Origin of the sequence: Nonomuraea sp. NPDC049624, from assembly GCF_040675255.1 — a bacterium.
Classification (GTDB): domain Bacteria; phylum Actinomycetota; class Actinomycetes; order Streptosporangiales; family Streptosporangiaceae; genus Nonomuraea.
Genome location: NZ_JBFAOR010000002.1, coordinates 1,047,531 through 1,065,148 on the forward strand (window position 1 = coordinate 1,047,531; position 17,618 = coordinate 1,065,148).

Consider the following 17,618-nt stretch of genomic DNA (forward strand, 5'->3'; position numbering starts at 1 on the left):
CGAACCGGCCGCGCACGGGGCCGCAGCACCGATGACGACCGTTCCTCCGCGGGCCATCGCGCCGCCGGGCGATGATCCGGGACGAGAGGCACCCGCCCCCCTGGCGCTCTCCTTCGTGGTCGTGCGGGCCGGAGAGGGCCCGCCGTCCCTGGTCGGGGCTCGGGGGCGTGAGGGGGTGGCTTCGGGATGACGGCTGTGGTGGCGGAGCCCGCGGTCAAGGGGCCACGGGCATCGGAATGGGTGCGGCGGCTGCTCGGCGGGTGGCTGCCGGCCGGGACGGTGCTGGGCGCGGCGGCCTGGGTGTTGCTCTGGTGCGGCGTTCCGGCAGTCGATCTGGCGGCCTTCGGCGCGTACGTCGTGCTCGGGGTGGCGCTGCCCGGGACGTTGCTCTGGCGGGCCCTCACCGGCGGCGGCCGGTCGTTCGCCGAGGACGTGGCCGCCGGGCTGGCCCTCGGGTACGCGGTCGAGGTCCTGGTCTACATCCCCGCCCGCGCGGCCGGCCTGCCGCTGCTCGTCCTGGGCTGGCCGGTCGCCGCCGTCGCGGCGTTCCTCGCGGTGCCGCGGTTGCGGCGTCACTGGCGGGGCCGGGCCGATCCCGAACGGATGCCCTGGTGGTGCGCCTGGTCGCTGGCGGGGGTCGCCGGTTACCTGCTGGCCTTCTGCGCCCGCTCGCTCTACCGCGTGCCGATCACCGACGCGTACGTCGACATGCCCTACCACCTGGCCCTGCTCGGCGAGGTCAGGAACCACGTGCCGCCCACGGTGCCGTCGGTGCTGGGCGAGCGGCTGTCCTACCACTGGTTCGTCTACGCCGAGATGGCGGCCACGAGCTGGGTCACCGGGATCGAGCCGGTGACGCTGGTCTACCGGCTGTCCACGTTGCCGATGACGTTCGCGATGGTCGTGCTGGTGGCGGTGCTCGGGCGGCGGCTCGGCGGGCGGTGGGGGGCGGGGGTGGCGGCGGTCGGCGTCACGTACTTCCTGTTCGCCCCGGTGTTGCAGGAGGGCGTGGTGTTCACCTCGCGGTCGATGTTCACCGCGTGGGCCAGCCCGACGCAGACGTTCGGCGCGTTGTTGTTCGCGCCCGTGATGCTGGTGCTCACCGCCATGCGGCCGAGAGGGTGGGCGGCGGTGGCCGTGCTGCTGCTGGCGCTGACGGGGGCGAAGGCGACGTTCCTGCCGTTGCTGCTGGCCGGGCTGGTGTTCGTGCTGGTCGTGCGGTTGCCGGTGGAGCGGCGGCTGCCGCGGGAGTGGGCGGTGCCGGCGGCGATCACGTTCGGCTGCCTGCTGATCGCGCAGTTCGTGGTGTTCGGGCGGGGGGCGCAGGGCACGGTGGTGGCGCCGTTCGCCACGATGCGCACGTTGTGGGGGGTGGTGGCGGACGTGCAGCCGCCCGCGCTGGCCGCCGAGCCGTGGGGGCCGGTGCTGGTGTTCGCCGGTGTGCACCTGTTCTGCCTGTCGTGCGTGTGGGGCGGCGTGGCGGCGCTGAAGGCCCGGCTGCTGGACCCGGCGGTGCTGCTGCCGGTCGGCGTCGGGCTGGCGGGCATCGGCGCGATCATGGTGCTCGGCCATCCGTCCGACGCGCAGCTCTACTTCCTGGAGGGGGTGCGGCCGTACCTGTCGGTGGCCGCGGTGTGCGGGGTGGCGGCGGCCGTGGAGCGGCGGCGGGTGCCGTGGGCGGTGGTCGCGGGCCTGGCCGAGGCGGGGGCGGGCGTGGCCGTCGCGGCCTCGCGGCTGGTGCCGCCGGGCGCGGCGCTGGTGCGGGTGCTGGTGCCGTACCTGGTGCTCGCGGGGGTGGCCGTGGTGGTGCTGGCGTTCCGGCGCAGGGGGTTCTCGCTGGCGGTGGTGGCGCTGCTGGCGGGGTACGCGGCGCCGGCCTCGCTGCGGGAGGTGGTCGTGCACGTCGCGCCCGAGCCGTGGGAGCGCGAGCGGCTGATCCCGGCCGGGGCGCTGGAGGCCGGACGGTGGCTGCGCGATCATTCCTCGCCCGGCGACGTGGTGGCCACCGACCTCCACTGCCGCAACCCGGCGCCCCGCCGTACGTGCGACAGCAGGCACTTCTGGGTCTCGGGGTTCACCGAGCGCCGGGTGCTGATCGAGGGCTGGGCGTACGCCGAGAGCACGCTGTCGCGCGCCGAGATGTTCGTGACCCCCTACCTCCAGGTGCCGTTCGCCGACCAGGCCAGGCTGGCGGACAACGACGCGGCCTTCCGCGAGCCGTCGGCGGCGAACGTCGGCAGGCTCCGGTGGAAATACGGCGTCAAATGGCTGTTCACCAGTAATGATCCGGCGTTGGAGAAATACGCCGAACTGCGCTTTCGCAACGCCGACGTCTCCGTGTACGAGCTCACGACCGGGTAAAGCTTGTGCCCGTTCATGGAATGGTGACAAGAAACGGCACGCGCCCCGCTGGACGCCCCCAGCACCATTTCCGTGAACCTACCGCCGCAAGCGATCAGGAATTCTATGGACACGCGCGCCGCCATGGACCCGAGCCCCAACGTCCTGGACACCTCGGCCGGCCTGGCGACCGTCGACATCGTCATCCCGGTGCTCAACGAGGAGCGGGCGCTGCCGGGCTGCGTGCGCACGCTGACCGGGTTCCTGGAGGACAGGTTCCCGCTGCCGTGGCGCATCACGGTCGTGGACAACGGCAGCACCGACGACACCTGGCCCATCGCCACCCGGCTGGCCGCCGAGCACGACCGGGTGCACGCCCGCCGGCTCGACATCCGGGGCCGCGGAGCCGCGCTCAAGGCGGCCTGGCGGGAGAGCCCGGCCGACATCGTCGCGTACATGGACGTCGATCTGTCCACCGACCTCGGCGCGCTGTTCCCGCTGGTCGCCGCGGTGGCGAGCGGGCATTCCGAGATCGCCATCGGCACCCGGCTCGCGCACAGCGCCCGCACCCTGCGCTCGATCCGCCGCGAGGTGGTCTCGCGCAGCTACAACGCGCTGCTCAGGTACGGCTTCGGGGTCAGGTTCAGCGACGCCCAGTGCGGCTTCAAGGCGGCCAGGACGGACGTGGTCCGGCCGCTCATGGACAAGATCGAGGACGACGCCTGGTTCTTCGACACCGAGCTGCTGCTGCTGGCCGAGCACAACGGCCTGCGCGTGCACGAGGTGCCGGTCGACTGGATCGAGGACACCGACTCGCGCGTCCGCGTGGTCAGGACGGCGATCGACGACCTGAAGGGCCTGGCCAGGGTCGCCTGGTCGATGTCGACGGGCCGGGCCGACGTCGAGGTGGCGCGTGCGGAGCTCACGCCCACGCATCCCGACGCGGTGGTCGCCCGGCCGAGGGCGGTGACGCTGGCGAAGTTCGCCTCGTTCGCCGCGATCGGCGTGTTCTCCGTCCTGCTGTACGCGCTCATCTACCTGCCGTTGCGCGGCGTCTGGGCGCCCGCGCCGGCCAACCTGGGCGCGCTGGTGCTCACCGGGTTCGTCAACACCGAGGCGAACCGGCGCTGGACGTTCAACCGGCTGGGCGGACGGCGTACCGCGATGCACCTCCGGGCGGCGCTGCTCTTCCTGGCGAACTACCTCCTGACCACCTCCGCCGTGCTCGGCCTGCGCAGCGTGTCCCCGGGGGCCGGGCGGCTGATGGAGATGAGCGCGGTGGTCGCCACGTACGGACTGCTCACCCTGATCCGCTTCACCGCTCTGGACCGCTGGGTCTTCTCCCGCACAAGGAACCAACCACATGGAAACCACTGAGATCCGCCGGCTGCTCGAACTCGAGGACACCCACTGGTGGTACCGGGAGCGCCGGGCGATCCTGCGCAGGGAGCTGCGCGAGCTGGGCCGTCCCGGGCGGGCGCTGGACGTCGGCGCGGCCGGCGGCGGGAACACCCGGGTGCTGGTCGAGGCGGGCTGGGACGCCACCGCGACGGACTACTGCGAGACGGCGGTCGAGGTGGCCAGGGAACGCGGGCTCAAGGCCGTGCACGCCGACGCGCGGGCGCTGCCGTTCGAGTCGTCGAGCATGGACCTGGTGACCGCGTTCGACGTGCTCGAACACATCCACGAGGACCACCTGGTCACCGAGGAGATCGCCCGGGTGCTGGCGCCCGGCGGGCACGCGCTGATCGCCGTCCCGTGCGACATGGCGCTGTGGTCGGCGCACGACGACGCCGTGGGCCACGTACGCCGCTACGGCCGGGACACGCTGACCGTCGTGGTGGAGAAGGCCGGGCTGAAGGTGGACCGGCTGTGGAGCTGGAACGTGCTGCTGCGTCCGCTGGTGGCCCGGCACCGGCGGCGGTCGAGGGGCAGCGACCTGCAGCGGACGCCCGCGGTGGTGAACGCGGGCCTGTCGATGGTGGTGCGCGCCGAGCGCTACCTGCCGGTCAGGTCGTTGAAGGGCGTGACGCTGTTCCTGCGGGCCAGACTGGGCAGGTGACGGGTTCCGGACCACAGGCCGGGGTCAGATCTCAAGTCGATGTCCGGTGCGCGGGCGGGCCCGGATGGTTCTAGGCTGTCGCGTGTGGTGATTCACGCCCTCCTCGCGGCCACCCTGGCCCTGACCGCCACGCCCGCGGCCGCCGCCCCGAAGATCGACTGTGCCCGGCTCAAGTGCCTGGCGCTGACCTTCGACGACGGCCCGAGCGAGCACACGGCGACGCTGCTCAAGACACTCAAGAAGGAGGGGGCCAAGGCCACCTTCTTCCTCGTCGGCAAGCAGGTCGAGCGCCGCCCGGCGCTGGCCCGGCAGCAGGCCGCGGAGGGGCACGCGATCGGCGACCACACCTACTCCCACCCCTCGCTGCCGACGCTGGCCGACAACGCCATCATCGAAGAGCTGCGCACCACCCAGGCCCTCATCCAGGACGCCACGGGCCGCCGGCCGACGATGTACCGCCCGCCCTACGGGCACACCGACGAACGCGTGCTGCGCATGGCCGACCAGCAGGACCTCGCCGAGATCCTGTGGACGGGCACCACTCTCGACTGGAAGCTGCGCGACGCCAGGAAGATCAAGGCGACCGTGCTCAAGCTGGCCAAGCGCGACGGCGTCATCCTCATGCACGACACGGTCCCGCAGACCGTCAAGGCGATGCCCGAGATCCTCAAGGAGCTCAAGAAGCAGGGCTACACCCTCGTCACCGTCCCCACGCTGCTACGCGGCAAGGGGCCCGACTCCGGAGTGAGCTACTTCTGAGCACGTCCCCCTCCTGAGTGCCGGAACCATGGAGAGTGTCAGCCCCGCCGCCGCACGTCCCAGGCCGTGGGCCGCCCTCGTCACCTTCCTGATCATTCAGGCGGTGCTCGCCTGCTGGTGGGCGGCCTTCTACCCCGGGCTGTTCAGCCGCGACTCGGTGCTCTATCTCAGCCACACGATCGTCGGGCCCTGGGTGAGCGATCATTCGGTGGCCTACGACGCGCTGTTGTGGCTGAGCTTCACCAGGACGGGTGACCTCGGGGCGGTCACGTTCGCGCAGACCACGGCGATGGCCGGGGCGCTGACGTACCTGGCGCGGTCGCTCGGGGCGCTGGGCGCGCCGCGGTGGGCCACGACGCTGGTGGCGGTGCTGGCTCCCCTGACGCCGACCGTGGGGGCGTTCACGGTCACGTTGTGGAAGGACGTGCCGTTCACGATCTGCGCGATCATGATCGCGGGGGTCTGCGCGCGCATGGCCGCGCGCCGGCGGGTCTCCCTGGCCGGGCTCGGCGTGCTCATGACGCTGCTCGGGCTGTTCCGCGCGAACGGCTTCCTGGTGGTGGGCATCGCCGTCGTCGTCCTGCTGGTGGTCGTCGCCACGCGGCGGGTACGGCTCGCGCTCGTCGGCACGGTGGCCGCCGCCGTGCCGCTGCTGCTCACGAACCTGCTGTTCCCGCGGTTCGGCATCACGCCGCCGTCCAGCACGTACGTCTACCACACGGCCTTCGCCGACGTGGCGGTGGCGTTCAGGGAGCGTCCTGAGCTGTTCACCGAGCGGGACAAGGCGCTGATGGCCTCGGTCGCGCCGCTCAGCAGGTGGTGGGAGGGCGGCACCTGCGCCACGGTCAACCTGCTGATCTGGCGCCGCGACTTCAGCTGGCCGGCCGCCGACGCGCACGCGGGCGAGCTGCTCGGCCTGTGGGAACGGCTGCTGGCCGACGATCCCGGGATGATCGTCGGCACCCGCCTGTGCCGGGGTGCGATCGCGTGGAGCCCGGTCCAGGACCCGTACGTGGTGGGCGGGATGACCTACCGGTTCTCGCGGCGGCCCACCGCCGACACCTACGTGGGGCCCGGCAAGGTGCCGGACTTCGCCGGGCGGGGGGTGTTCTCGCTCCGCCCGTTGTCGGCCGAGCTGAACCAGGTGGCCGAGCCCTGGCTGACGGGGGCGTTGCTCCCGCAGTGGGACTGGGTGTTGTGGCGGGGGGCCTCGTGGGCCTACCTGTCGTACGCGGCGGTGGCGCTGGGGGCGCTGGCCCTGCGCAACCGCTACGTGGTCGGGGTGGCGGCGGTCGTGGCCGGGCAGCAGCTCGCCGTGCTGGCCAACATCTCGGCCCAGGACTTCCGGTACATGGCCGCGCCGATCTTCGTCGGGCTGCTGCTGGTGCCGCTGCTCCTGGCGAGCGCCGGGCGGCTGCTGCTCGCCGCGGCCCGGTCGGCGCGGCGCGCACTGCGCCGGCCGGCCCCGCCCGCCGCCGGGACCAAGCCCGCCGCCGAGACCGGGCCGGACGACCAGGCCGAACGACCAGGCCAGGCGACCGGGACGGACGACCAGGCCGACTAGGCCAGGCCCTGGCCGTCGGGCAGCCGGGTACGGCCCGGCAGCCGCACCACGGTGACGAAGAACTCGTCGATCTGCCGGATGACGGCCATGAACTGCTCAAGGTCGACCGGCTTGGTCACGTACGCGTTGGCGAACAGCTTGTAGCTGCGCAGGATGTCCTCCTCGGCCGAGGAGGTGGTCAGGACGACGACCGGGATCGCCCGCAGCTCCGGATCGCCCTTGATCTTCTCCAGCACCTGCCGCCCGTCGTACTTGGGCAGGTTGAGGTCGAGCAGGACGAGGTCGGGCCGCGGCGCACCCACGTGCGCCCCGCGCTGGTAGATGAAGTCGAGCGCCTCCAGGCCGTCGCGCACGACGTGGAGGTTGTTGCGGATCTTGTTGTCCTCGAACGCCTCGCGGGTGATGAGCTCGTCACCGGGATCGTCCTCGACCAGGAGCACTTCGATGGGCTGGACGGTCATGCGGTTGCTCCTTCGTCGGTGACGGCGGGCAGGGTGAAGCTGATCCGGGCTCCCTCGGTGTGGCCGGTGTCGAGCCAGATCGTACCGCCGTGGTTCTCCACGATCTTCTTGCACATCGCCAGGCCGATGCCGGTGCCGCTGTAGGCCTCCCGGCTGTGCAGGCGCTGGAAGATGATGAAGATCTTATCGGCGAACTCGGCCTCCACGCCGATGCCGTTGTCGGTGACCGAGAACAGCCACTCGTTCTCCCGCTGCTCGCAGGTGATCCGGATGCGGGGGGCGCGGTCGGGGGCGCGGAACTTCAGCGCGTTGCCGACGAGGTTCTGCCAGAGCATGCCGAGCATGGTGGGGTCGCCGATCACGTTGGGCAGCGGGTCGGGCCGCTCGATCTCGGCGCCGGTCTCCTCGATCACCGCCGACAGGTCCACCAGCGCCTTGTCGAGCGACTCCGCCAGGTCGACCGGCTTGCGGTCGTCGTACAGGCGGCCGACGCGGGAGAAGGTGAGCAGGTCGTTGATCAGGACCTGCATGCGGGTGGCGCCGTCCACGGCGAAGTGGATGTACTGGACGCCGCGCTCGTCGAGCACGTCGCCGTAGCGCTTCTGGAGGAGCTGGCAGAACGTGGCGATCTTGCGCAGCGGCTCCTGGAGGTCGTGCGAGGCGACGTAGGCGAACTGCTCCAGCTCGGCGTTCGACCGCCGCAGCTCCTCGGCCTGGGCGTCGAGGCCGGCCGCCTGCTCGCGCAGCACGACGTGCTGCTTGCGGAACTCCTCGAGGGCGAAGACGATCTTCGTGCGCATCGACTCCACGTCCCGGGCGACCTCGCGGATGTCGGCCGGCCCGCTGGCGGGGATGGCCCGGTCGAAGTCGCCGGCGGCGATGTCACGGGCGGCCTCGCGCAGCTCGTCGAGCGGCCGTCCGACCGCCCGCCGCAGCAGCACCGCCATCGCGACGCCGGCCGCCAGGAACAGGATCAGCATGACGAGGAAGGCGATGTTCCGGACCTGCTCGACCTGTCGCAGCTCGTCCTGGGCGCGCTGCCGGGCGTCGGCCAGCCGGTCGTCCTGCCGGTCGAGCAGCGCCCTGATCTGGTCGAAGGCGTGTTTGCCGTCCTCGATGCGGGCGGCGGAGATGACCCCGTCGGCCCGCTTGTCGGCGGTGAGCGGCTCGGCGTAGTCGCGCCGCCAGGTGGCCGCCGCGTCCCTGACCGCGTTCAGCTCGCCGACCAGCTCCGGACGGTCGCCGATGAGCGTGGCGATGCGTTCGCGGCTGCGCAGCTCGGCCGCCACGCCCGCCGTGTACGGCTGGAGGAAGTCCTCGTTGCCGGTCAGCAGGAAGCCGCGTACGCCGGTCTCCTGGTCGATCAGCGTGCTGCGCAACTGGGCGGCTTCGATCCTGGCCGGCGAGATGCGCAGGATGACCTGGTCGGACAGCCGCGCGGTGCGGTCGAGCATCACGGTGGCGACCACGACGCAGGTGACCACCAGGACCGAAACAGCCGCGATCATCAGCACGAACCAGCCGTGGACGGTCAGCCGCCGCCAGCCCTGCTCGCCGCCACGCGTACGGGAAACCTTCTGCACGGACTGCCTCTCCAGCACGGACGCCTGTTCGCTCACGATTCGTCTTTCCAGCGCAGGTGCACGACGGCGACGTCGTCGGCCGCCGCGTCGTGGACGGCGGCCGCCTCGACGTCGGCGAGGATCGCGTCGAGCAGTTCCTCGCTGCCCAGGCCCGTCCAGCGGGAGGACAGCTCCAGCAGGCCCTCCTCGCCCAGCCACCGCGGCGGGTCGCCCGGCAGCCGGCGCTCGAAGAGGCCGTCGGTGTAGAGCGTCACGCCGCCGCCCTCGGGCAGCTCCAGCAGGTCCTCCTCCCAGTCGGCCTCGATGGGCAGGCCGAGCGCGGGCCCCTGCCGCGGGTCGGCGAGGACCACCGAGTCGGCCGTGTGCACCAGCAGGCCGGGATGCCCGGCGCGCCAGACGCGCATCGTGTGCCGGTCGGGCTCCAGGACGACCGTGGACATCGTGACGAAGACCTCCGAGCCGGCCCGCTCGGCCCGCAGGATACGTTCGAGCTGGCGCAGCAGCGGGACGCCGGTCATGCCGTTGAGCACCAGCGCCCGCCAGGCGATGCGCAGGCAGACGCCGAGCGCCGCCTCGTCGGGCCCGTGGCCGCAGACGTCGCCGATCACCGCGTGCACGACCTTGTCGTCGGTCTCGACCACGTCGAAGAAGTCGCCGCCGAGCGTGGCCGAGCCGCGGCTGGCCCGGTAGCGGGAGGCGACCTCCAGGGGCATCTCCTGCAGCAGCGGCGTCGGCAGCAGGCCGCGCTCCAGGCGGGCGTTCTCCTTGGCGCGCACACGTGCGGTGTGCAGCGCCACGGCCGCCTGCTCGGCCTGCTTGCGCTGCATGGCGTAGCGCAGCGTGCGGCCCAGCCATTCGGCCTCGACCCGGCCTTTGACCAGGTAGTCCTGGGCTCCGGCGGTCACCGCGGCGAGGCCCGCGCTCTCCTCGGCCAGGCCGGTCAGCACGACGACCGCGGCGTCCCCGGCCTCCTCCAGCACCGACGACAGCGCGGAGAACTCGTAGGCGTCGGGCAGGCCGAGGTCGAGCAGCACGCACTGGGGACGCAGGCGGGCCAGCGCCCTGCGGGCCTCGTCCACCGAACGCGCCCACTCCAGCCGGACGGCAAGGCCGCTGTCCTCCAGCAGCTCCTGGACGATCAGCGCATCCTGCGGATCGTCCTCCACGAGCAACACCAACGGCTGCCGGACATCCTCACTCGCATGGGCCATGTTGGCAATTGCACCCTTCGTCACCGGCACCGAGCTCTAACGAATCGACGCCTCAGGTGCCCCACTGCCCACTACGGCCAAGAAGTGGCCCAAACGCACACACTTTTCCCAAGAAACTTTGCGGTATGCGTCCACGAGCTGAGCAATCGTAACGGGCCGGGGTCGAGGGGGTCTGGCGAATCGACCTCCTTCCACCATAACCAACGCCCTGACCTGCCTTAACCGCTCATGGCCGGACATGCGAACGGCCCGGAACCGTCAACCGGTCCGGGCCGTTCGCACACGGCGCTATTCCCACTCGATGGTGCCCGGGGGCTTGCTCGTGACGTCGACCACCACCCGGTTGACCTCGCGCACCTCGTTGGTGATGCGAGTGGAGATGCGCGACAGGACGTCGTAGGGCACCCGGGCCCAGTCGGCCGTCATCGCGTCCTCGGACGTCACCGGCCGGAGCACGACCGGGTGGCCGTAGGTGCGGCCGTCGCCCTGCACGCCCACCGAGCGCACGTCGGCCAGCAGCACCACCGGGCACTGCCAGATCTGCCGGTCGAGGCCGGCGCGGGAGAGCTCTTCGCGGGCGATGGCGTCGGCCTCGCGCAGCAGCGCCAGGCGGTCGCGGGTGACTTCGCCGACGATGCGGATGCCGAGGCCGGGGCCCGGGAACGGCTGCCGCCAGACCATGGCGGGCGGCAGGCCGAGCTCTTCGCCGGCCCTGCGGACCTCGTCCTTGAACAGCGCGCGCAGCGGCTCGACCAGCTTGAACTGGAGGTCTTCCGGCAGGCCGCCGACGTTGTGGTGGGACTTGATGTTGGCGGTGCCCGTGCCGCCGCCGGACTCGACGACGTCGGGGTAGAGGGTGCCCTGGACCAGGAAGTCGACCGGGCCGTCGGCCATGATGGCGCGCTGCTCGTCCTCGAAGACGCGGATGAACTCGCGGCCGATGATCTTCCGCTTCTCCTCCGGGTCGGTGACGCCCTCCAGCGCCTTCAGGAAGCGGTCGGCGGCGTCGACGACGCGCAGCTTGACGCCCGTGACGGCCACGAAGTCGCGCTCGACCTGCTCGGCCTCGCCCTTGCGCAGCAGCCCGTGGTCGACGAAGACGCAGGTCAGCCGGTCGCCGATGGCCCGCTGGACGATCGCCGCGGCCACCGCGGAGTCGACGCCGCCCGACAGCGCGCAGATGGCCCGGCCGTCGCCGACCTGCCGGCGCACGGCCTCGACGGAGTCCTCGACGATGTTGAGCATGGTCCACGACGGACGGCAGCCGGCCGCGTCGAGGAAGTGCTTGAGCACGGCCTGACCGTGCTCGGAGTGGAGCACCTCGGGGTGGAACTGCACGCCGTACAGGCCGCGCTCGGGGTGCTCGAAGGCGGCGACCGGCGTCTCGCTCGTGGAGGCGGTGACCGCGAAGCCCTCGGGGGCCGCGGCCACGCTGTCGCCGTGGGACATCCAGACGGTCTGCGCGGCGGGCAGCCCCTGGAAGATGACGCCCTCGTTTAGCACCTCCAGCGCGGTGCCGCCGTATTCGGCGACGCCCGTGCGGGCGACCTCGCCGCCCAGCGCCTGGGCCATGGCCTGGAAGCCGTAACAGATGCCGAACGTGGGCACGCCGGTCGAGAACAGGCCGTGCGGCACGGGCGGCGCGCCCTCGGCGTAGACCGACGACGGGCCGCCGGACAGGATGATCGCCTTCGGCTTCTTGGCCATCATCTCCTCGACGGACATCGACGACGGCACGATCTCGGAGTAGACGTGGCACTCGCGCACCCGCCTGGCGATGAGCTGCGCGTACTGTGCGCCGAAGTCGACCACCAGCACTGTGTCGAATTCAGACACCGTGAGAACCCCCCAAAGGCGAAATGCGGTGCCTTCATTGTATCGGCCTCGGGTATTACGCCTGGCCTCACACCGTCACTCGTGCTAACACAGAACGGTGGATCTTGTCTGGCCGGCCTCGGCGTGGGCCCTGTGGTTCGCCGCGCTGGCCGCCGCGTTCGGGTTGACGACGCGCCGGGCCGCCGCGCCCCCGGCGGCCCCTGCTCCCCCGGCGCCGCCCGCCGTCGTCGAGCTCTTACGCGGGCTGCGGGCCGGCGAGGTCTTCCACGCCACGGTCTTCGAGCTGGCCAGACGCGGGTTCCTGACGATCCGGGACGACCGGCTCACCCTCTCCGCGACCGGCGAGGGGCAGGTGTGGCCGTACGAGCGATGGGTGCTCGACCGGGTGGCGGCGCGGATGGGCGGAGCGCCGCAGGCGCCGGTCGTCGCCCTGATGCCGGACAGCGGCGACCTCGACGCCGAGTTCGTGCCCCTGGTCCGGCAGAGCGCCATCGACCTGGGGCTGGCGCGGCGGCGCTGGCAGAGCATGCTCGTGCCGCTGCTGCTGGCCGCCGGGCTGGCCGTGCCCTGGTACGTCACCATCTCGCAGGCGGGCGTGTCGTGGCCCGGCTGGATCGCCACGGCGGGGGCGTTCGTGGCCGGGGCCGCGCTGCTGCTGGGCGGGCGCGGGTTCGTGCTGACGCCGCTCGGCCGCGAGGTGGCCGGGCCCGAGCCGGCTCCGGTGGACCCGCGGCAGGAGTGGATCTTCACCGGCGACGGGTGGCGCGGCGTCCTGGTCGAGCCCGCCGCGCGCGACGGCGGCGCGCCCAAACGGCAGGAGGTCGAGGGGCGGGTGGTCAAGCGCTGGATCGTGACCGAGCACGGCGAGGACCTGACCTCCTCGCGCACCTGTTACCTGGCGGTGCACGACGGCACGTCGGAGCGGGCGCCGGCGTACCGGGCCAAGGAGCGCGTCTACCAGGACGTGCTGCCGGGCGACTTCGTCCGGCTGCTGGTCAATCCGCGGCGCGGGAGCGTGGTGAGCGTGCTGGCCCACGAGCGCCGCTGGTAGCGCCGGGCAGTTCGCCGGCCAGCAGCAGCTCGGTCTGCCTGCGCAGCCGGTCGGCGAACTCGGGGTGGGTCAGCACGAGGAACCGTTCCTCGTGGATGGCCCGCACGACCAGGGCGGCGATCTCGGCGGGCTCGACGCCGCGCGCCATGGCCGCCCCGACGGCCTCGCGGGCGGCCCGTTCGTCGTCCGTCGGGGTGGTGACCAGGCCGGCCGGGCGGGACCGGGCCGAGTCGTCGATCCGCGTCCTGACCGCGCCGGGGCACAGCGCGGTCACGCGCAGCTTGGAGCCCACGGCGGCGAGGTCCTGGGCCAGCGACTGCGAGGCGGCCAGCGCGGCGTACTTGGTGAGCGCGTAACCGCCCGCGCCGGGCGCGGCGAGCAGCCCGGCCACGGACACGGTGTTGACGACGTGCCCCTCGGTGTCCTGTGCCATCATGCGCGGCACGAACGCGCGCACGCCGTGCAGCACGCCCCACAGGTTCACGCCGAGCAGCCAGGCGAAGTCCTCGGCGGTCCTGGTCCACAGGCGGCCGCCCTGATAGACGCCGGCGTTGTTGCACAGCACGTGCACCGCGCCCAGCTCGCCGAAGCTCCGGTCGGCCAGGTGCTGCACGGCCGCCGCGTCCGAGACGTCGGTGACCTGCGTGAGCACCTCACCCGGCCCGGCGGACGCCTTCCGCGCGAGCGCGGCCGTCTCGGCCAGCCCGCCGGGATCGACGTCGGCCAGCATCAACGCCATGCCCTCGGCGGCGAACCGGACGGCCAGGGCCCTGCCGATGCCGCTGGCCGCGCCCGTCACCACCGCGACCCTGCCGGACAGTTCACGCACCGCCTGAACCTCCCTAGCGCTCGCTCGGCTACCCCGACGCTACAGGATCGCGCCGATCAGGCCCAGGGGCGGCGAGCCGAGGTCGAACAGCGCCTTGTGGAAGCGCTGGAGCGTGAAGCCCGACCCCCACTGCGTGCGCGCCTGCTCGCGCAGGTCGAGGATGAGCAGCTTGCCCCAGGTGTAGCGGCCGTACGTCGGGTCGAAGGAGGCGCGGCGGGCCTCCGACAGCGCGGCCGGACCGGCCAGGTGGGTGTCGGACTCGAAGCGCCGCGCGCCCTCCTCGACCGTCATCTGACCGGTGTGCACGCCGATCGCGCAGGCCAGCCGGGTGACCCGGATCAGCGCCTCCACCCAGACGCCGATCTCGAAGCGCGGGTCGTCGGGCGCGTAGCCCTCCTCGACGCACAGCTCCTCGGCGTAGTGGGCCCAGCCCTCGACGAAGGCCATCGACTGCAGCAGCCGCCGCACGTCGGAGGGGGCCCGGCGGAGCGCGCGGCTGTGCGAGAAGTGGCCGGGGGCCACCTCGTGCACGTTGATCGCGGGCAGCGTGGTGGCGCTGAAGACCTCCAGCCACTCCTCCTGGTCCTGCTCGCTCCAGGACGCGTCCGGCGGCGTGATGTGGTACCAGGACGGCCCCTCGGGCTCGCCCGGCGAGTTCCACGCCATCATGGCCATGGCCCAGCGGCGCGACTCCGGCGCCAGCCCGACCAGGCACTCGCCGTCGTGGTAGGGCACGAGGTCCTTCTCGCGGGTGAAGGCGATGGCCCGTTCGGTGCCGATCCTGGCCGCCTCGATCACGCCGTCGGCGTCGGGGTGGTCCTTGACCAGCTCGCGCACGACGTCGAGGGGCCGCTCGGTACGTCCGAGCCTGGCGCAGGACTCGGCCAGCAGGCCCATGAGCCGGTCGCGTTCGGCGTCGGCGCGCTCGGCCAGCCTGCCCAGGTCGACCGGCAGGCCCTCGGCGCTGCTCATGAGCTTGACCAGGGCCGCGCCGCCGAGCGCGGCGTCGGGGTCGCCCTCGGCGGCGGCGCGCGACACGTGCGCCACGAGCCTGCCGTGGGCCTCGATCGCGGCCTCGTCGGTGATGCCCGCGGCCAGGCCCTTGACCGCGCCCAGCAGGGACGCGGCGACCGGGGCCGCGACCTGGTCCAGCGAAGCGATCGCGGCGTCCACGGCGGCCGGCCACTGCGCGAGGTGGGCCGCCCTGGCGGCGGCGCGCTCGGCCTCGGGGCCGTAATCGCGGTCGTAGCAGGCCAGGTCGAGGTTGGACAGGTGGATCAGGGGGTTCTTGCGGTGCAGCTCCAGCTCGCCGAACTGGGTGCGCATGGCCTCCTCGAAGATCTCCAGGTGCTCGGCGTCGTGCGGGTCGGCCGGCGCGTCGCCCTTGCCGAGGCGCGTCAGGCCGTCCCGCACGCCCTCGGGCGACAGGTCCTGGATCTGGCCGTCGTACTCGTGCCTGCCGCCCCCTTCGCGCGCCTCGGACACCATCAAATCGGTGATCGCACGCAATCTGGGGTCAAGTTCCGTCATGCCGCCGACGCTAGCGCACACCCCTGATCCTGAGGACCCCGACGGAGCCGACCAGCGAGATCACGATGCCCACGACGAACAGCGCCGAGTAGCCGCCCGTCCCCACCACGACGGCGGCGAGGGCGGGCGCCAGGATCTGCGGCCCGGCGTTGGCGATGTTGATGACGCCCATGTCCTTGCCCGCGTCGGCGGGGTCCGGCAGCACCTTCGTCACCAGGGCCATGTCCACGGCCAGGTAGACGCCGAACGCGATGCCGTGCGCGACGTTGTAGACGATCATGCCCCCGAACGTCGGCATCGCCAGCGGGATGCCCAGGAACACCGCCGAGGACAGCCCGGCGACGAGCGCGAACAGCCGGAAGCGGCCGAGGCGGTCGGAGATCGGGCCGATCACGAGCACCGCGAGCAGCGTGGCGGCCTGGCCGATGAGCATCAGCAGGCCCATCGTGGCGACCACCTCGCCCCTGGGGATCTTGATGAAGTCCTCAAGGAGGAAGAGGTTGAAGGTAAAGATGACGAAATATCCGAGCATGACGCCGAAACGCGACACGAAGGCCCAGGCGAAGTCCGGGGTCTTCAGCGGCCGCAGGAAGCCGGCCAGGAACGCGCCCAGCCCGAACGGCTCGCGCGCCGTCCCCGCCGAGGACGTGTCCGGCGTCGCGACGACGACCAGCACCGCCGCGACCAGCAGCAGCGCCATCGTCACGTAGTACGCCCCGCCGGCGGCCAGCTGCGGGAACACGATAAACATGATCGCCGCCGCGATCGTGGCCAGCGGCGTGCCGAGCCCGAACAGGCCGGAGTAGGTGCCGTACCGGCTCGGCGGGACCCGGTCGGGCAGGATCGCGGTCATGGCGGCCTGGTAGCCGTTCATGATGGTCTGCACGGCCGCCCAGCTGACGCCGAGCATGAGCACGCTGCCCGCGTTGGCCTGCGCGAACAGGGCGAGCACGCCGAGCAGGACGCAGCCGAGTATCCACGGCGAACGGCGGCCGAAGCGCGACCTGGTCCGGTCGGAGATCTGACCGAAGACCGGGTTGGCGAGGGTGGCCATGAGCGGGCCGATCGAGTTGGCCAGGCCGAGCGCGGCCACGTCGTTGACGCCGGTGATGCGCTGCACGTGAACGGGCAGGACGAACGCGCCCACACTCAGCCACAGGAACATGACGGCGACGTTGGCCAGCGGAAGCGTCAGGTAGAGCGGCCCTAGGCGCCGGGTGTCCCGGTGCGCGCCGCTCAGAACTTCAGCCATGGGGGGACCTTTCCGAGCAGTGATGATACGTATCACCGACGATTGCTCTGGACTGTAGGTCGCGCGGGAAGGGCTGACAAGGCGCGCGTCCAACTCGTTACGCGCCCGACGACGGCCTCAGGCGCTGGACCGGACCACCAGCCGGGGCTCGAACCGGGCGACGACCTCGCCCGCCGCGGACGGCCGCACGCCGCGGACGATCCCGTCGATCTCGCCCGCCAGATCGGCCGGGCTCGCGGTGGCGTCGAAGTGCACGGTGGTCAGCCGGGGCCGCATGAGCGTGCAGATCGGCAGGTCGTCGGCGCCGACCACGGCGACGTCGCCGGGGACCCGCAGACCGGCGTCCTGCAACGCGCTGATCAGCAGCATCGCGTACTCGTCGTTGTAGGCGAACACGCCGTCGGGCAGGTCGCCCGCGCGGACGATCCGGCCCGCCTCCTCCTCGGAGAAGGCCAGGTCGATGCGCGCGGCCCCGGGGACGACCTCCCGCACCCCCGCCAGCCGGGCCCGCCCCATGGCGTCGATGCCCTCCTCCCGGGGCACGACGGCCGCCAGCCGCCTGCTCCCCCGTGCGACCAGGTGGCGGGCGGCCACGGCGCCGAGGGCCCGGTGGTCGAACACCATGGCCGGCACCAGCGGCGAGGGCTGGTCGGACAGGCCGACGACGGCCCGGACGCCCGAGGCGTGCAGCAGGTCCACGGCGGGCCTGGTCAGCCGCGCGGCCTCGACGAGGACGGCCGAGGGCCGCAGGGCGAGCCAGCTCCTGGCCGCCGCCACGCCCCTGAGGGTGCGCTCGCCGTACTGGACGAGGGTGTAGCCGCGGGCCCTGAGCTCCTCCTCCAGCTCTTCGGACACCTGCTGCGCCAGCCGGCCCGTCCTGGCCCGCGACAGCGGCATGAGCACGATGTCGCTGCGGCCCGTACGCAGCGCGCGGGCGGCCGCGTCGGGGACGTAGCCGAGCCGGGCGGCGGCGTCGCGGACCCGCCTGCGGGTCTCCTCGCTCACCCGGGCGTGGGGGTTGTCGGTGAGCACGTAGGAGACCGTGGCCTGTGAGACTCCCGCGGCTCTGGCCACGTCGACGCTGGTCGGCGGGCGGTCCCCCCTTGTCGTGTTCACGGGGTGGATGGTATCAACTGCTTA

General features: G+C 72.3%; 14 protein-coding genes. 6 read left to right on the plus strand and 8 right to left on the minus strand.

Translation table 11 applies throughout. The annotated features are described in order from the left end of the window. Positions 1–186: 186 nt before the first annotated feature. The 5 genes from AB0J76_RS11120 (at position 187) to AB0J76_RS11140 (ending at position 6,725) form a co-directional block, all read left to right on the plus strand. Entirely contained in the window at positions 187–2,361 is a 2,175-nt protein-coding gene (locus AB0J76_RS11120; protein WP_352318750.1) for a hypothetical protein, read from the plus strand. A 105-nt stretch (positions 2,362–2,466) separates the two neighbouring features. Beyond that, positions 2,467–3,717, plus strand: a complete 1,251-nt coding sequence (locus AB0J76_RS11125; RefSeq protein WP_352318748.1) for a glycosyltransferase — start codon at positions 2,467–2,469, stop codon at positions 3,715–3,717. Further along, positions 3,704–4,402 (plus strand): class I SAM-dependent methyltransferase, encoded by a 699-nt coding sequence (locus tag AB0J76_RS11130; RefSeq protein ID WP_352318746.1) that lies wholly within the window; start codon positions 3,704–3,706, stop codon positions 4,400–4,402. The genes AB0J76_RS11125 and AB0J76_RS11130 overlap by 14 nt, the downstream gene beginning before the upstream one ends. Before the next feature lie 84 nt (positions 4,403–4,486). Then, positions 4,487–5,161 (plus strand): polysaccharide deacetylase family protein, encoded by a 675-nt coding sequence (locus tag AB0J76_RS11135; RefSeq protein WP_352318744.1) that lies wholly within the window; start codon positions 4,487–4,489, stop codon positions 5,159–5,161. 28 nt (positions 5,162–5,189) lie between these two features. Beyond that, entirely contained in the window at positions 5,190–6,725 is a 1,536-nt protein-coding gene (locus tag AB0J76_RS11140) for a hypothetical protein (RefSeq protein ID WP_352318743.1), read from the plus strand. Here the strand turns inward: AB0J76_RS11140 and AB0J76_RS11145 are convergent. The 4 genes from AB0J76_RS11145 to guaA all read right to left on the minus strand — a co-directional run bounded on the left by AB0J76_RS11145 (position 6,722) and on the right by guaA (position 11,816). Further along, the gene (locus AB0J76_RS11145; RefSeq protein WP_352318742.1) at positions 6,722–7,186 is read right to left on the minus strand and encodes a response regulator; all 465 of its coding nucleotides are present in this window, start codon (positions 7,184–7,186) and stop codon (positions 6,722–6,724) included. The two genes, AB0J76_RS11140 and AB0J76_RS11145, sit on opposite strands and share 4 nt — an antisense overlap. Continuing rightward, positions 7,183–8,805, minus strand: a complete 1,623-nt coding sequence (locus AB0J76_RS11150; RefSeq protein WP_352318740.1) for a CHASE3 domain-containing protein — start codon at positions 8,803–8,805, stop codon at positions 7,183–7,185. The genes AB0J76_RS11145 and AB0J76_RS11150 overlap by 4 nt, the downstream gene beginning before the upstream one ends. Beyond that, the gene (locus AB0J76_RS11155) at positions 8,802–9,980 is read right to left on the minus strand and encodes a fused response regulator/phosphatase (RefSeq protein WP_352318738.1); all 1,179 of its coding nucleotides are present in this window, start codon (positions 9,978–9,980) and stop codon (positions 8,802–8,804) included. Before AB0J76_RS11155 ends, AB0J76_RS11150 begins: the two co-directional genes overlap by 4 nt. A gap of 288 nt (positions 9,981–10,268) precedes the next feature. After that, entirely contained in the window at positions 10,269–11,816 is a 1,548-nt protein-coding gene (gene guaA / locus AB0J76_RS11160; RefSeq protein WP_352318736.1) for a glutamine-hydrolyzing GMP synthase, read from the minus strand. Positions 11,817–11,913: 97 nt separating this feature from the next. On the opposite strand from guaA, the gene AB0J76_RS11165 reads away from it, so the two are divergent. Then, a complete protein-coding gene (locus AB0J76_RS11165; RefSeq protein ID WP_352318734.1) occupies positions 11,914–12,867 on the plus strand; it encodes a hypothetical protein in 954 nt (317 codons plus the stop codon). On the opposite strand, the gene AB0J76_RS11170 is transcribed toward AB0J76_RS11165, so the two are convergent. The 4 genes from AB0J76_RS11170 to AB0J76_RS11185 all read right to left on the minus strand — a co-directional run bounded on the left by AB0J76_RS11170 (position 12,812) and on the right by AB0J76_RS11185 (position 17,594). Then, a complete protein-coding gene (locus tag AB0J76_RS11170; RefSeq protein WP_352318733.1) occupies positions 12,812–13,696 on the minus strand; it encodes an SDR family NAD(P)-dependent oxidoreductase in 885 nt (294 codons plus the stop codon). The two genes, AB0J76_RS11165 and AB0J76_RS11170, sit on opposite strands and share 56 nt — an antisense overlap. 39 nt (positions 13,697–13,735) lie before the next feature. Continuing rightward, on the minus strand, positions 13,736–15,226 hold the full coding sequence (locus tag AB0J76_RS11175) for a DUF885 family protein (protein ID WP_352318731.1): 1,491 nt from the start codon (positions 15,224–15,226) through the stop codon (positions 13,736–13,738). Positions 15,227–15,236: 10 nt separating this feature from the next. After that, the gene (locus tag AB0J76_RS11180; RefSeq protein ID WP_352318729.1) at positions 15,237–16,478 is read right to left on the minus strand and encodes an MFS transporter; all 1,242 of its coding nucleotides are present in this window, start codon (positions 16,476–16,478) and stop codon (positions 15,237–15,239) included. A 117-nt stretch (positions 16,479–16,595) separates the two neighbouring features. Further along, positions 16,596–17,594 carry a LacI family DNA-binding transcriptional regulator gene (locus AB0J76_RS11185; protein ID WP_352318727.1) on the minus strand — a complete coding sequence of 333 codons (999 nt, stop codon included), beginning with the start codon at positions 17,592–17,594 and terminating at the stop codon, positions 16,596–16,598. Between the last annotated feature and the right edge of the window lie 24 nt (positions 17,595–17,618).